The following is a 15,215-nucleotide window of genomic DNA, read 5'->3' as shown; positions in this document are numbered from 1 at the left end:
CCCCTGCATGAAGAGTCGAGCAAAAAAACGCCACGGGAACACACTGGGTGCTCCCGTGGCTCTTGTGGAAATTGCCTGACTACTCCCAGTGAGCTGTGCGCTGCGCCGCATCGACGATCTGGTGCGCACGGTCGACGTGTATGATCGCTCGGTTCCGCAGTCCGCGCGAGGAAGGAACGTCTTCCGCCTTGGCCAGGTCGTTATGCGCCGACCACAGCAACTCATTCGCCTTGCGGAAGCGGTCATGCGGGCTCAGGCGGGTGTCGATCGGGAACGGGTCGCTCAGACCCTTGCCATCATCGATGGAGGCGAGCTTGATCTCGTTGATCGCGGCATCGATCTCCCGGATCGCAGCGTTATCGTCGCGCCTCACCGGTTCCCACGCCCATCCGTCGTTCAGAAAATGACGCGCCGCGCGGAGATCGCTCAGCGCATGGATGTAGGCAGGGTGTGGCCCCGGTACCTGCTGGGCGTTGGCCATCACTGGGCTGGCAACGGCGATACCGGCGGCAAACATAAGGGATTGGACCGCGGTCCTGAACATGATCTTCATGGGGTGCTCTCCTCTAGAGCCACGTCGGAAGTTACATAACGTGCTCGCAACCACTCTTACCCAATCGATTGCATGAAGTTGCGGAATCGGCTTACACGTGTCGAAAGATAGCTCGCCCGCCGTGAGCCACCCGCGATTGCGTACACTGTTTGCATGGCTGCACTGATCGATGCAATTAACCTGAAGCGGAAGGGCTTCTTCGAGTTCGAAAACGCACCCTGGCGGTGCCTCGACAAGGACATCTCCACCCCCACCGCACGTGGCGGACAGACCCTCGTGCGCGTGAAGATGCGCAACATGGTCACCGGCGCCGTGCTGGACAAGACCTTCAAGGCCGAAGAGAAGTTCAATGAGCCGGACCTCGAGTCCGTCGACGCCTCCTACCTCTACAGCGATAGCGATGGCTCGTACTTCCTCGACCAGTCCACCTTCGAGACGCTGAACCTCAGCGAAGCGATGATGGGCGACGCACTCGAGATGCTCCTCGAAGGCACCATGGTCCAGATCAACAAGTACAACGGCAATCCCATCGGCCTCGACCTGCCCCAGTTCGTCGAACTGGTGATCGAGTACACCGAGCCCGCCGTCCGTGGCGATACCTCCTCCGGCTCCGTGACCAAGGAAGCGAAGCTCGAGACCGGCGCCATCGTCCGGGTCCCGCTCTTCGTCAAGGAAGGCGAGAAGATCAAAATCACTACCGAGTCCCGCGAGTTCGCCGGCCGCGTCTAGCCTTAGAAATCCGTCCCACATCCGGCTCCAGGCGCTGAGGCGAAACGATCCGCCGCCAGACCCTTGACACGCCCGATACAATCAAATCAGCAAACACGAAGCGCCCGGCTCCATGCCGGGCGCTTCTTCGTTTCGGAGAGCGAAAACAGGACTCCGCTCCTAAAGTCTCTCGTTGGAAGATTTTGCGCACAGGGGGAGGGGGGGGCTACTCCCCATACGGCACCCAGATGTTCTTCACCTGCGTCGCGTGACGCAGGAACCAACGTCCTTCACCACGCGCAGGATCGAACCAGTCGATCACGCGCCCTTCATTCGTCCAGGTCTGTTTCAGGTTGCCGATCGAGCCCAGCTTCACCATCGAACTTGCCGTCTCATCGCGGAAGCACCAAACCGCATCGACGTCGTCGTGCTCCGCCAGCGTCTTGCCCAGCTCGCTGGCCTTGCCCGCAACCAGGTTCACTACGCCCGCAGGCACATCGCTCGTGTCGAGCGCCTGATACAGATCGCTCATCAGCGTCGCGCAGCGTTCGCTCGGCACCGCGATGACAGCATTGCCCATCGCAATCGCAGGCAGGATCAGCGACATCAGGCCCAGCAACGGAGCATCGTCCGGCGCGAGGATGCCCACCGTCCCGATAGCTTCCTTCATAGCCACCGACACCATCCGGAACGGCGGATTATGCACCGTGCCTTCGTACTTGTCCGTCCACGCGGCATAGCTGAAGATACGCTCGATGGTCGCATCAAACTCCACCGCAGCCTGCTCCGGCCCGACGAAGTCGGCCAGATGCGCGACGATCTCTCCGCGCCGTGGAAGCAGGTTCTCCGCCAGGTAGTAAAGGATCTGCGCCCGCCCATGCGCTGTGGTCTTGCCCCACTTCGCGCTGGCCGCACGAGCAGCTTCGACCGCGTTGCGAATGTCCTTGCGACTCCCCACAGGAGCTTCGCCTACCACCTTGCCGTTGCGGTCATGCACCGCGTAGCTGTAGCCCGAATCCGGCCGCGCCTGCTTGCCGTTGATGTAGTTCTTCACCGTGCGATCGATGCCGAGCGCGCCCTCAATATGGTCGTCCACCCCAGAATTGTCATCCTGAGCGGAGCGGAGGACCTGCTTCTCGTCGATGGAAGCAAACATCTTCGGTTCACTCTTCACCCAGGCTGGCTCAAGGTACTCATACAGCCCCTCAACGCCGCCCTCGCGGCCATACCCCGACTCACGATAACCACCGAAGCCAACCGCTGCGTCGAAGACGTTGGTCGCATTCACCCACACGACGCCGGCCTTCATCTGCGCCGCCACATCGAGCGCCACATTGACGTTCTCGCTCCACACGCAGGCTGCGAGCCCATAAGCCGTGTTGTTCGCCAGCTCGACAGCTTCAGCGGGAGTGCGGAAGGTCATCGCCGCCAGCACCGGCCCGAAGATCTCTTCCTGAGCCACGGTCGAACTCGGATGAACGTTGGTCAGCAGCGTCGGCTTGAAGAACAGCCCCTTCGTTGGCACCGCAATCTCCGGCTGCCAGCACGTCGCTCCCTCGGCAACACCCATCGCGACGAGCTTGGTAATCCGGTCATGCTGCACCTGGTCGACGATGGCGCCGATGTCGATGGCCTTATCCAGAGGCGACCCAATGCGCAGCGTCTCCATGCGCGCGCGGATCTTGTCGTAGAGCCTCTCGGCGACGCTCTCCTGCACCAGCAAGCGCGAGCCCGCGCAGCACACCTGGCCCTGGTTGAACCAGATGCCATCGACGAGGCCTTCGACGGCGGAGTCGAGATCCGCGTCGTCGAAGACGATGAACGGGCTCTTGCCACCAAGTTCGAGGCTCAGCTTCTTCGTGGTGTTCGCCGTCGCCTTGCGGATGATGCGGCCCACCTCAGTCGAGCCGGTGAAGGCGATCTTGTCCACATCAGGATGTCCCACGATCGCGGCGCCGGTCGCTCCGTCGCCGTTGACGACGTTGAGCACGCCCTTGGGCAGGCCGATCTCGTCGGCGATCTCGGCGAAGAGCATCGCGGTCAGCGGCGTGAACTCCGCGGGCTTGATGACGACGGTGTTGCCGGTTGCGAGCGCGGGCGCGACCTTCCAGGCGAACATCAGCAGCGGGAAGTTCCACGGAATGATCTGGCCGACGACACCGACAGGAGCGTAGCCCTTGAGGTCGGTGTCTCCGGTGTAACCGTTGTCGGTAACGTCGCCAAGCAGCTGCGCCCAACCCGCGTGATAATAGAAGTGCCGCGCGACCAGCGGAATGTCGATATCACGCGTCTCACGGATGGACTTGCCGTTGTCCAGCGTCTCCAGCACCGCCAGCTTGCGGGCATGCTTCTGCACCTGCCGCGCGAAGGCGTAGAGATACCGCGCGCGCTGATGGCCGGTGAGCGCCTGCCACGCGGGCAGGGCAGCGCGGGCAGCCTTCACCGCACGGTCCACGTCGGCGGCCTCACCCTGGGCGATGCTCGCGAGAAGCTCTCCAGTAGCCGGGTTCTTCGACTCGAACTTCGCCGCGGACGACTTCGTGAACGCGCCGTCGATGTAATGCCCGAACCAACGCCCATGTGCGTCAAGCCACTGCATCACGCCGCTTGCGTCTTCGGGGGCAGGACCGTACTCCATCGATTGAAACTTTTCCATAATGCTGCTTGCCATAGGTGTCTCATCCGCGAGCTGGTTCTAACTTATCGGCTCGATCTATGCTCATTGCGTCTAGCGATTCGTCGTAGTTGAAAGACAGCAGATCAGATCCCTGCCGATCTAGGCCTTTATGCTTTTCTAGCCACAGACGAATAGCGGGTAACGCTTCCTTCGTGACAAGGGTATTGACTCTATTTCGCAGTGTGCGCGGAACGGGTTGAACGACGATCTCCCCTCGGTACTGCTCGTATCGGTTGTAGAGGCCATGACGTGTCCATTCGGTGCTTTCCGAACGATTGCGGTATTCGATGCGAATGAATTCATATTTCCCGCTCCGAAGGCGAAAATCATTCCAGTAATAGAAGCGAAGGATTAATTGATCGAATTGGTTGATGCCCAGTAATGCGTCTGACAAAGCCTTAGCCCCTACTGGATAGGAAAGTCTCTCAGGAATCTTCGTCCTATAGCGGGTTGGAATCAGTTCGGTTGCAGAGGGCGCAACCATCATGCCACCGGATGCCGATACGTCGCCGAGTACCTTCCCGTGACGTGGTGTTCGAGCTGGCGTTCGATGTCGCCGAGCATGGAGCTTGCGCCGTAGCGGAAGAGGGTGGGTTCGAGCCAGGGGCGGCCGAGTTCGTCCTTCATCAGCGCCATCCAGTCGAGGGCCTGCTTGGCGGTCTTGATGCCTCCTGCGGGCTTGTAGCCGACGCTCATGCCGGTGCGCTCGGCGTACTCGCGGATGGCGCGGACCATGACCAGGGAGACTGGCAGTGTGGCGTTGACGGCTTCCTTGCCAGTCGACGTCTTGATGAAGTCCGAGCCAGCCATCATGGCGACCCAGGAGGCGCGTGCGACGTTGCGCAGCGTCAGCAGATCGCCGGTGCCGAGGATGGCCTTCATGTGCGCGGGGCCGCAGGCCTCCTTGAAGGCAGCGACCTCGTCGTAGAGGGCGTTCCATTCGCCGTTGAAGACATGCGCGCGGGTGATGACGATGTCGATCTCGCTGGCGCCGGCTTCGACGCTGCGGCGAATCTCCTCGACGCGAGTCTCGAGCGGCGAGAGCCCCGCAGGGAAGCCGGTGGAGACTGCGGCGACGCGGATGCCTGAGCCTTCGAGCGCCTTCACGGCGGTCTCGACGAAGGCGTGGTAGACGCAGACGGCGCCCGTGGTCAGGTGCAGGTCCTCGATGCCGAGCGCCTGCACGAGATGATCTTGTAAGGGTCTCCGTGCTTTCGCGCAGAGACGTTTTACGCGCTCGGCGGAGTCGTCGCCGGAGAGCGTGGTGAGGTCCATGCAGGAGATGGCGCGGAGCAGCCATGCGGCCTGGTAGTCCTTCTTCACGCTGCGGCGGGCGGGGATGGAGGCGGCGCGGCGCTCGACCGCGGAGGTGTTCACGCGGATGTCCTCGACCCAGCTGACGTCGAGCGGGATGCGGCGGTTGGGGATGAGCTCGCGGCCGTGCAGCGTGACGGGGATGGAGCCGGAAGGGGTGTGCGCGGGAACCGGCGAGTGTGCCGAATTTTCCTGTTGGAGCGCCATGACTCTGTGTCTCCTGAGACGCAGGACGCGGCCCGAGGTGCTGGGCCGCGCGCGGTCTAAGACACTGAGTTTATACCTGCCGGATAGCGATTGCACGGGGCACGGAGCTAGCGGCCAGTTCTGCGCGCAGGTGTCAGTCCAGCATCGGCACGCGGAGGTTGAGAACTTCGGCAACGGCACTCACGACGAGTCCATGATCGTCACGCTGGGGCAAGCCGCTGACGATGGCGGAGCCGACCGCGCCTGTGCCTTCGAGGACGATCGGGAAGCCCCCTCCATGCGCCGCGAAGTCGGCCAGCTGAAGACCGTGGCGGCCCTCCATCGTCTGGCCGTCACGCTCCAGGATGCGCCCGACGGCGTAGGAGCTGCGCGCGAAGCGGCGAACGGTATTGCGCTTGCGGCGGATCCAGTCGGCCTGTCCGGGCGTTGCGCCGGGAGTGGTGCAGGCAAAGAGAAGCTGGCCCGCGACCTCGATCTCGATCGTGCCGCCTGCCTCGCTGGCGATGAGCCGTGCACGCATCGCGTTGCCGAGGCGCCAGGCGGTCTCGCTGTTGAAGCTGCGGAAGCGCAGTGCAGCTTCCTGTTGGTCGATGATCGTAAGATCTTCTGCTGCACCCATGATCGAGGTTCCCCTTCGCGGCCGGTCGCCGGAACTCTTCTATCATCATGCATGCACCCGGGGCAGCCGCCGGGTTGAATGCCATGGATTGGAACGATTGTATGAACAGCAAGATCCCCACGCCCGCGCAGCGATTTGCGGCAGGAGTCCAGGCGCGAAAGCAGCTCGCTCGCAGCGAGCATGCGAAGCTTGATCGCGCAGTATGCCCCAAACCGCCACTACCACTGCTGTTCGAAGCGGAAGAGGGACGGCTTCCGGAGTTGCTCAAGCTGAAGCACGAGCGCATGTGCGAGTCACCGTTTGGATTCTTCCGTGGCGCCGTGCCCATCATCGCCGCAGATCTTTCCTGCCACCCGCATACGGGGATATTCACCCAGCTCTGTGGCGATGCTCATGTTCTGAACCTTGGTGCGTTTGCGTCCGCCGAGGGAGAGCTGGTCTTCGACATCAATGACTTCGATGAATCGATGCGTGGTCCATTTGAGTGGGACCTGAAGCGGCTCGCCACAAGCCTGATTCTTGCCGGACGTGCAGCAGAGATTGCCAGGCCGGACCGCAATGCCGCGGTACGCGCCTTTGTAGAGAGCTATCGCCGGATGATGAGAGAATTCGCAGCCATGCCGGTACTCGATATGGCACGGTTCCAGATCCATCGGATCGGAAGGATTCAGCCGATGAAGGGCATCTTCGCCGCGGCCAAGGCTGCGACGGCGGAGCGCACGCTGGACAAACTCACGGAGGCCGTACCGGGCGGCAAGGGAGAGCGTCGCTTTCGTGACTCGCCCCCGTTGCTGAGGCGTGTGACCGGGAAAGAGGCGAAGGACGTGCTTGCATCGTTGGAAGAGTATGCGCAATGCTTGCTGCCAGAGCGGCGTCACTTTCTCGAACAATATCGGCCGGTCGACGTAGCCTTCAAGGTGGTAGGTACAGGGTCGATCGGCCTGCGCGATTACTGTGTCTACTGCGAAGCAGCGCATCTCGCCAAGAATGGTGATCGAAAGCTATCAGGGGACTTCAGCGCACCGGGTTTTGACCCGCTGTTTCTGCAGATCAAAGAAGAGCCGAGGAGCGCATACGCTGGGTATCTGCCCGCCGATCCACATGCTCCTCTGAACCAGGGACATCGCGTTGCCAATGGTCAGCGCGCGATGCAGTTCACCTCGGACCCGTTCCTCGGCTACACCACGATCGACGGTCGAGACTACCTGGTGCGGCAACTCAACGATCACAAGGCCGGGCTCGATCTCACGAAGCTGAACGCCTCGGGACTGACGGCCTATGCGGATCTGTGCGGCGAAATCTTCGCCCGAGGCCATGCGCGCTCGGGAGATCCCATCATGATCGCGGCCTACCTGGGCGACAGCGATAAATTCGATCGCGCCATCTATGAGTTCGCTCACGCGTATGCGAACAAGACCGAAGAGGACTGGGCTGCGATGAAGCGGGCGATAGCCGGCTCCGGTGCTGGTGACGGTACCGAGAGGGGCGGAAAGATAGTTGTCGAAGCTGCTGCGAAGCGAGCTGCATCTAAGAAGACGAAGACCTCAACCAAGCGAAAAGGAAACACAAAGCGATGAGTGGATGGGTAGAGTTGACGGCTGCGGACGGGCACAAACTTTCGGCCTACGTAGCGAAACCGGAAGGTGAAGCCAAGGGTGCGGTGATTGTGGTGCAGGAGATCTTCGGCGTGAATCCGTCGATCCAGGGCGTGGCCGACCACTATGCAAGGCACGGCTACGTGGGGATTGCGCCTGCACTGTTCGACCGCTTTGGCAAGAACATTCAACTGGGATATGGTCCCGAGGACATGAAGAAGGCCTTTGAACTTTATCCTCAGCTCGACAAGGATGCCGCGCTCAACGACATCGTTGCGGCATTCGAATATGTGAAGGACACCGGCAAGGGTGCCGCAGTATTAGGCTTTTGCTACGGAGGCCTGATGGCGTGGCTGTCGAATACGGGAGGGCCAGCGTTGGGTATGACACCGGTATGCACCGTGAGCTACTACGGCGGTGGTGTGGGAGGTTTCGCCTCGGAGGCGACCTCGTGCCCGGCGCTGTTGCACTTCGGTGCTGACGATGACCACATCGGTAAGGACCAGAGCGATGCCGTGGCTGCGGCTCATCCCGATGCCGAGATCTTCCGCTATGAGGGGGCTGGGCACGCTTTCGCAAACCCCGATCGCCCGAGCTATGTCGCTTCAGCCGCGAAGCTGGCAGACGAGCGATCTCTGGAATTTCTTGAGCAGAACTTCAGCTAGTTGGGCCTGGGCGGCCATTCGCCACTTGCGGGTGAGCGGAGCCCACGATATGCCCGGGGATCCGGCATATCGTGGGCTCACTGCTTTGCGGGAAGCTTGCTGAGATTGCTCTTTGTCTGCATGCTCGTGGGATCGAGGAGCAATGCGTGTTCGAGATCGCGGCGGGCCTGCTCAAGTAATCCTGATCGGGCTTCCATGACACCCAGGTCGTTCCAGTCCGCGGCGTTCTTCGGCTCCAGCTCCACAACGCGCCGTTGTTCGAGGAGGGCAGCCTGGTCGTCACCCATGGCTCCGAGGACCTGTGCGAGCGCCCGGTGGGGCTCGGCATCTGACGGTGCGAGCTTGACCCACGCACGGATCTGCTCCAGGGCTCCCATCCCATCGCCTTCAGCGACCAGGGTCATCGCCATCGACTTGTGCAGGGGAGCTGTAACACGGGTTGCGAGAGCCTTCGTCAACGCCGCTCTCGCAACACCGCTCTGGTTCAACGAGAGGGATGCCTGGGCGAAACCAGTCACCGCCTCATCGTTCTCCGGAGCGAGATCCATGGCAGCTTTGTAGGACCGCTGGGAACCTGCAGCATCTCCATCTGCAAGCTGTGCTTCACCCAGCGAGACGAGAGCACCGGAGTCGTTTGGATGCGATTCCAGCAAAGCGCGAAGATCGCGAATCGCAGAGGCCGTGTCGCCTTGGTGGAGCTCAAATATAGCGAGATCGTAGCGGGCATCGACTGTATCGGGATCGATTGCAATGGCAGTGCGGAATTCGGCCGATGCACCTTGCGTATCTCCAAGGACTTCGAGCGCCGAACCCAATGCTGTGTGTGCGCGCGCATCGCGAGGAGCCATCGCGACCAGTGTACGGAAGCTGCGCACGGCCTCTGCCGTGTTGCCTCCCGCCATCGCGGCGGATGCGACGTTGTAAAGGGCGATGGTGTCGTGTGGATTCTTCTGCAGGCGCTGTTCCATCCACGCTTGTTCGAGCACAAGTCGCGGATCACCGGGAGTATGTGGCTCGAGCAAACTGTCACGTTCGGGATGCGGCAATACCTGCAGCCACAGGTGGGCCATCTCATCTGCTGCGTTGTTGCCGGCATGAACCCGGACGGGTGGTGAGTTGGGATTTCTGATGTTGGCCGCGGAGTTGTCGTAGACGTAGCGCATGTGGAGCACCGAGCCACGGGGGATCGGCACTGGCCTGGCATAGCGATAGACAGACTGTCGATCAATATCCCAGTCTTCGATAAGAATGAGGTCACGGCGGGTCCCATTGGGGAGCGTGGCCCACGCCTCCATACGCTTGCCAAGATAATGCGCGTGCGGATAGATGGCCAGCACATCGACGGACAACGGGAGCCTCAGTTCATCGCTCACGACGAAGTTGCTGGCACCCGCAGGAATATCGAGTGCGTTGTCGTTCTCAAGCTGCAGCAGCATGGGCAACGACGTCGCCGGCCGGTCAGTGAAGTAGAGCCCGATGCGGGCCTGCACCTGTTCAGGCTTGCCGGTTGGCTTCAGATGCATGTTGAGGACCAGATCGCTGCCGGGGTCCAGCCTCCACGGCATTCCCTGAGGCTCGACAAGTGCTGTGGAGTCCGGCTTCCAGAAGAGGAAGTGAGAGTCGGGATCGAACGTGTCTCCGGCGTCGATGGACAGATCCATTCCGGGGACACCTTGTTCCCAGGTGGATGGATGCTGTCGACGCAGGGAATCTGTTCGGTCAACGATCACGTTCGCGTGGTGAGTCAAGGCCGGTGGCCCGGGCTTGATCTCCATCGCACGCACCCACCTTGTGTTCTTGAGCCCTGTGGGCAGAACGAAGTTGATGAAGATGTCCTGCCCGGACGAAGCGACGTTCACAGCCTGGGGCATGGTGAGCACCAGATCTGGCTGCCCCATCGACCACTCGGATGAGTACGACGGCGGCGACGGCGCGGGACCGTCCCCCTCGGGAGCGCCTTGCCGCACCCATGCGGCGATGAGGGCGATGTCGCTCTGCGCGAGATGGCGATCACCTTCGAAGTCACCGTGGCCTGCGACGGGGAGCCAGGGAGGCATGTAGTGCGAGGTCGTCACGATCGCCATCTGCCGCGACCAGCGCTTGGCCTCAGCGTAGGTGAGGAGCTCGAAGGGAGCTCCGCCGCCAACGTGATGGCATTGCGTGCAGTGGCCGTAGACGATGGGTGCAATGTCGCGATTCCATGTGACTGGGGCGGGCTCGGCGGCGTGCACAAGCACTGAGCCAGGATGCAATGTTGCAACGGCCCATAGCAGGAGTGCCGCCGCGGCGATCATCGATGCAATGCGGGTTGGTTTGCGCGAACTCAGCGGCGGGCTCCGGGTGACATGATTGAGCAGCCTACGATGTTTCCAGTGGCCGGCGCGGGTTTGCGTCCCGCGAGGACCGCGGTGATCGCGTCATCGGCAAAGTGCTCCGTGGCCTTCGGGCGCTCGAGGCCAAACTTTACATAGCGATTGTCGATGCGGCCAGCATAGTCGTTAAGCCAGGGAGAAGATCCGCTCCGATGCAGCACAGCAACCTCCGGTGTGGCAAGAGCATGGCCAAGTCGCACGATCTCGGGTGAGTGAGTCAACAGGGCATGTCCGTTGCGGTCGTAGCTGGCTTGATGTTCGGCGATGGTCGTCATTGTTTCGCCATCGTTGGGGTAGACGTACCAGAACGTGACGCCCTTCAACTCGTACTTCTCGCGCAGGCGCTGCATCTCGGGGAAGGTGCGATTGGAGATGGGGCAATCACTTGCGACGAAGAAGAGTACCAGGACGTGAGTCCCGGACGGCGCAAGTTCGGTCACCTTCGTTCCGTCGAGGCCTTCGCCCCAGATCGGCTGAGTCTGAGCCGGAAGATGAGAAATACATGCCATCATCAGGACAAGAAGAGTTGTGCCAGGTCCAAGCCGGGACGCGCGCCATCCTGTGATGGCCTTGCGTGTCGCGTTGATGAGTTGATCGATCATCATCTCAGTTCTTCCCGCTCGCCTCGTTTGGCAGCGTGCAGTGTTGGCCAGCATAGTTGCCGTGGCCAAGGAACTCTCTTAGCTGTGGATCGTCGGGGTTCAGGTGCTTTAGCGCAAGCAGGACGGCGAGCGCGTCGTGGGTTCGCCCTGTGGTGCAATCGATCCAGGCGAGGTTCATCCCCGGGACTGTTTGGCTCCGGTCGTCCATAACCAGGCGCTCTAGCAGCCGAATGGCCTCCTGGACGTGCCGGTTTGAAGCGTCGAGCACTGCGAGATTCGCAAGCGCCGCAGCCCCATGCGGGTTCTGCTGCAGCGCGGATGCGTAGAGCGAACGCGCGATGTCGTTATGACCGGCGAGCTGATCCAGGTAGGCGAGGCGTACCTCGGTCTCCTCGTCGTTCGCCCCATTGGCTATCGCAGCAGTCAGCCTACGGCGTGCCTCGTCTGCGGCACCAGGAAAGCCGTGCGTTGCCAGTTGGGCATAGGCGAGACCGTAATCGCGGTCGGAGGCTGCGAACCCGGCCACTGGCACCATGTCTTCGCGCCCCGTCGCGGTGGGGCGTTCGACCCGCTTTGCAGGCAGGCGTTCGATGTCGTGGTCGGTGACCTGTTCGTGCGAGATGTCGATTGTCTTGCGACTGGGCATGTGGCACGCGGCGCAGCTTGGTTGTTCAGCATGATGCGTGGCCATGGCGGGCGTGTTGTGGCAGGAGAGGCACCGTGCGCGGAAGTAAGCGACTCTCGCCTCCCTTGGCGGATCGTAGTGGGGATCGTGGCAGGTGGTGCACGTGAGAGCGTCGCCAGCTGCGCGTTTGCAGGCGCTGTGTAGCAGGGCTTCGAACTGGCTTGTAGCGCGGGCTCCGCCGGTCTGCTGACTGGCGCGAACAAAGTACACGGCATAGTCCGAGAGGTTGTCCCCAGGCTTGAACTGTGAGAGCGAACGGTCAGGACGATAGACGACCGCATCGCCCTCAAGATGGCACTGTACGCAGACGCTGTCGAGCCTCGTGGCATCGAGCTTTGCCGGATTCACGATGGCGCCGTGGCCATGCTGCGCGAGATGTGCGGCGGGATCTCCATGGCAAGCGCCGCAACCAACGCCCCCTTGCTGGAAGGGAACGGTGGCATAGCTGTTCCGCGCCGTTGCAAGTGTCGGCTGCGTTAGCGACGTGTGGCAGTGCAGGCAGTTGGGATCGACGGGCAAGGGGGCAGGCATGTGTTGCGCATCGTCGTAAGCCGGGGCCATCGCCCAGGTCTGACGCCCCGTGTAGTAGTTGATGGGAAGCTCGAACCACTGGCGGCCTGATCTGTACAGATACGTGCGTCCGCGATGTCCGGAGCCGATGTAGAAGAGTAGCTGCTCTTCGCCGTGAAGTTCGCCCTTGTCGCTCGAAGCTGGGCGTGAGTAGGACATCCATGCCGCGCCGCCACGTGCGAATACCCTGTAGTCGATCTCCGAAGGAGCATGACGAAAGCCGCCTTCGATGAGGTTTGCGCTGGCGATGCCACTGCCGCGCGCCATTGAGGACTGCTCGTAGCTCTCATAGATGGCGCGATGGCAACTCGCGCAGACCTTGTCGGGTTCTTGCAGTGGAGACGTGGCCTGCTCTGCAGCGAGCAGCTGCTGAGAGTGCATTGTGGAGAACGCCGACAAGGTGATCGCCAGCAAGACCAACGCAAGGCCTACGATCCACACGAAGTGGCGTGGATGCGAGATGCGGGTTTGCGGCTCGTCAGAGTTCATGGATGAGCGAGTGCGCTGGCCCGCTGTCGTTCCAGTGCTGCATCGGCGAGCTTACCCTGGCGAGAGTACGCCTGCGCGAGAAGGTCGTGCGGTTCGGCAGCCTTGGGATCAGCCTGTACCGCCGTGTTGAGTTGGAGGATCGCTTCGGGAAGCTTGTTGTCCTTGAGCAGCGCTCGGCCGCTGCGCAGCGCAAAGCTGGCACGTTGCTGGCTGATCGCCGCGCGGCTTAGCTCGGCTGCGATCCTGCGGTCGTTCGTTGCGGCGGCACGATCTCCTGCCTGCTGCTCAAGTGTGGCGAGCTGGATATGCAGGCTTGGCTGGTCGGGCTGGAGTTCGATGGCCTTTTTCAGTGCATCTACGGCGCCGCTCGGATCATCGGCATCCTTCAGGACGCTGCCCAGGAGCGCCCATGCATCACCGTTCGATGGACTGAGGGTGACAGCGCGCTTTAACTGCGTCGCTGCGTCTGCGAATTGCCCTTGCTGCATGAAGATCACTCCGAGCGTGAACGGTGGGTCCGGCAAGGATGGATCAAGCTCTGCGGCGCGCTGAAACTCAGGCACCGAAGCGGGGAGATCATCCTTCAGCTTCAGCGCGAGACCCAGGTCGTAGTGGAGGTGCGCGCTGTCCGGCTCGAGTGCGAGACCCGCGCGGAACTGCGTCATCGCATCGTTCAAGTCCGCCTGCTGCAGATACGCGGCCCCGAAGTCTTCACGCAGGGTTGCATTGTCGGGTCCCAGTGACAACGCACGTTGGTACAGTGCGATCGCTCCGGGTGCATCGCCGGTCTGCATGTGGGAGAGGGCCGCGTTCGTCAACGACGAACTGTCTGCGACCTGCAGAGACATAACGGCCTCGTCGAAGAGAGGTCTAGCTGCAACTGCGTCCCCGCTGGCCTGGAGCGAGAGCGCCAAGGCGTAGATCGCCTGGGGTGGAGCGTCCTGCGAGCGCAGCGTTATGGCGCGATGCAGATGACTGATGGCGTTGGTGTCGTCATGAGCCATGGAGAGCACGCGGCCGAGTTGCAGCTGCGCTTCGAAATCATTCGGTGACAGAGCGACTGCCTGTTCCAGTACTGGCTGTGCCGCGGCGATGTCGTTCATTGCGAGAAGCGCCGTGCCTAGATGAAAGACCGCGTGGGCATTGCGGGAATCCGCCTGAACGGCCGCGCGAAAGTAGGGGAGAGCATGCTCGAGGTCGCCCGTCCCCGCAAGCAGCGTTCCCTCAGCGTCGTTGAGCTCCGACGAATGTGGTGAGCGCTCCAGAGCCTTGGATACCTGTAGCTGAGCCGAAGCCGCATCCCCGGTGGCGACCAGAGCGGACGCGTAGCTCACCACATCGGCGGCCGGGAGTGACGCAGCATGGGGCAAAGCAACGGCGCGCGCGTATAGATCGCGAGCCTCAGCGAAGTGCTGCAACTGCATCTGATGCCGGGCCTGCTGCAGGAGAGATACGGGTGCTGTACTACTGTGCGTCTGTTGAGCACACGAGGCCTGCGCGAACAGTGCCGCAAGCAACGTGGCCTCGCTGAGCCCGGAAACTCGCATTACTCACCTGCCGCGATCGTCACGAAGGTTCGGCCGAGGTAGAGACGGTACTGATGGGTTGCCGAGTCTTCGACGATCTGAAGAGGGACGGGCCGCTTCATCGCTTCATCGTGAAGCGTGGGCGCGTGCAGCAATGTGGCCCCGCCGATGTCCATCACCACGGCTTGGTCGCCTGTGACGAAGCCAAAACCATACGCACCTGGGCCGAGGTGCTGGCCACCAAACAGCACCGGCTGCTCCACGATGAGGTATGCCTGGTACATCTCCTGGACTGTGCTTGCATAGCCTGAGGTGTCTACAAGGGTGGCCAGGAACAGCTTGCCACCCGGGAACTTGATCCCCGCAGAGTTGCGTGCCTGAATCGGAGCTGTCTGGCCGCGGAAGAATACGGTCGCGGGGAGTGCCGCTCCGGCCTGTTCGCGATGCAAGACACCGATCGGCAGAGAGGCTGACGTTGCTGTCGAAGGAGGCGCCGGCATTTGCGCAGGACCGGGGAAAGCTGCAAGGCAAACAGTCAAAGCGAGCATGGCCAACAAGCGGTTCATATGGGACGAGATCGTACAGAACAGTACGGACAGCTTGCAAGGTAGAATGGGGCCGCTTTGGAGGACT

13 protein-coding genes are annotated in these 15,215 nt (G+C 61.8%); 3 read left to right on the top strand and 10 right to left on the bottom strand.

All coding sequences use genetic code 11. From position 1 onward, the window contains the following. Positions 1-79: 79 nt before the first annotated feature. Positions 80-553: a hypothetical protein gene (locus C4S68_RS23095; protein WP_160114987.1), complete on the bottom strand. Its 474-nt coding sequence runs from the start codon at positions 551-553 to the stop codon at positions 80-82. Positions 554-706: 153 nt separating this feature from the next. Here C4S68_RS23095 and efp point away from each other — a divergent pair, with 153 nt between their 5' ends. Then, complete coding sequence (gene efp, locus C4S68_RS04485; protein ID WP_103931765.1) at positions 707-1,282, top strand: elongation factor P; 576 nt, start codon at positions 707-709, stop codon at positions 1,280-1,282. 205 nt (positions 1,283-1,487) lie between these two features. Here the strand turns inward: efp and C4S68_RS04480 are convergent, their stop codons facing one another. The 4 genes from C4S68_RS04480 to C4S68_RS04470 form a co-directional block, all read right to left on the bottom strand. Then, entirely contained in the window at positions 1,488-3,932 is a 2,445-nt protein-coding gene (locus C4S68_RS04480) for an aldehyde dehydrogenase family protein (protein WP_103931764.1), read from the bottom strand. 7 nt (positions 3,933-3,939) lie between these two features. Further along, entirely contained in the window at positions 3,940-4,425 is a 486-nt protein-coding gene (locus C4S68_RS22870) for a hypothetical protein (RefSeq protein ID WP_146072007.1), read from the bottom strand. Continuing rightward, positions 4,422-5,459: a deoxyribose-phosphate aldolase gene (deoC, locus tag C4S68_RS04475; RefSeq protein WP_200821465.1), complete on the bottom strand. Its 1,038-nt coding sequence runs from the start codon at positions 5,457-5,459 to the stop codon at positions 4,422-4,424. The genes C4S68_RS22870 and deoC overlap by 4 nt, the downstream gene beginning before the upstream one ends. Before the next feature lie 133 nt (positions 5,460-5,592). Then, a complete protein-coding gene (locus tag C4S68_RS04470; RefSeq protein WP_103931763.1) occupies positions 5,593-6,078 on the bottom strand; it encodes a heme-degrading domain-containing protein in 486 nt (161 codons plus the stop codon). A 101-nt stretch (positions 6,079-6,179) separates the two neighbouring features. Here C4S68_RS04470 and C4S68_RS04465 point away from each other — a divergent pair, with 101 nt between their 5' ends. Beyond that, a complete protein-coding gene (locus C4S68_RS04465) occupies positions 6,180-7,655 on the top strand; it encodes a DUF2252 domain-containing protein (RefSeq protein WP_103931762.1) in 1,476 nt (491 codons plus the stop codon). Beyond that, positions 7,652-8,338: a dienelactone hydrolase family protein gene (locus tag C4S68_RS04460; RefSeq protein ID WP_103931761.1), complete on the top strand. Its 687-nt coding sequence runs from the start codon at positions 7,652-7,654 to the stop codon at positions 8,336-8,338. Before C4S68_RS04465 ends, C4S68_RS04460 begins: the two co-directional genes overlap by 4 nt. 77 nt (positions 8,339-8,415) lie before the next feature. On the opposite strand, the gene C4S68_RS04455 is transcribed toward C4S68_RS04460, so the two are convergent. Genes C4S68_RS04455 through C4S68_RS04435 form a run of 5 tightly spaced genes read right to left on the bottom strand, consistent with a single transcriptional unit; the run spans position 8,416 to position 15,031 of the window. After that, positions 8,416-10,632 carry a tetratricopeptide repeat protein gene (locus tag C4S68_RS04455; RefSeq protein ID WP_103931760.1) on the bottom strand — a complete coding sequence of 739 codons (2,217 nt, stop codon included), beginning with the start codon at positions 10,630-10,632 and terminating at the stop codon, positions 8,416-8,418. A 29-nt stretch (positions 10,633-10,661) separates the two neighbouring features. After that, positions 10,662-11,315: a thioredoxin domain-containing protein gene (locus tag C4S68_RS04450; protein ID WP_103931759.1), complete on the bottom strand. Its 654-nt coding sequence runs from the start codon at positions 11,313-11,315 to the stop codon at positions 10,662-10,664. A gap of 1 nt (position 11,316) precedes the next feature. Beyond that, positions 11,317-13,056: a tetratricopeptide repeat protein gene (locus C4S68_RS04445; protein ID WP_103931758.1), complete on the bottom strand. Its 1,740-nt coding sequence runs from the start codon at positions 13,054-13,056 to the stop codon at positions 11,317-11,319. Beyond that, the gene (locus C4S68_RS04440; protein WP_103931757.1) at positions 13,053-14,603 is read right to left on the bottom strand and encodes a tetratricopeptide repeat protein; all 1,551 of its coding nucleotides are present in this window, start codon (positions 14,601-14,603) and stop codon (positions 13,053-13,055) included. The genes C4S68_RS04445 and C4S68_RS04440 overlap by 4 nt, the downstream gene beginning before the upstream one ends. Continuing rightward, positions 14,603-15,031, bottom strand: a complete 429-nt coding sequence (locus C4S68_RS04435; protein ID WP_146072005.1) for a hypothetical protein — start codon at positions 15,029-15,031, stop codon at positions 14,603-14,605. The genes C4S68_RS04440 and C4S68_RS04435 overlap by 1 nt, the downstream gene beginning before the upstream one ends. Positions 15,032-15,215 lie beyond the last annotated feature (184 nt).

Source organism: Bryocella elongata (genome assembly GCF_900108185.1).
In the GTDB taxonomy this organism is placed as follows: domain Bacteria; phylum Acidobacteriota; class Terriglobia; order Terriglobales; family Acidobacteriaceae; genus Granulicella; species Granulicella elongata.
The sequence above is the reverse complement of the archived record's forward strand: the minus strand, read 5'-3'. Positions and strand labels throughout refer to the sequence as shown.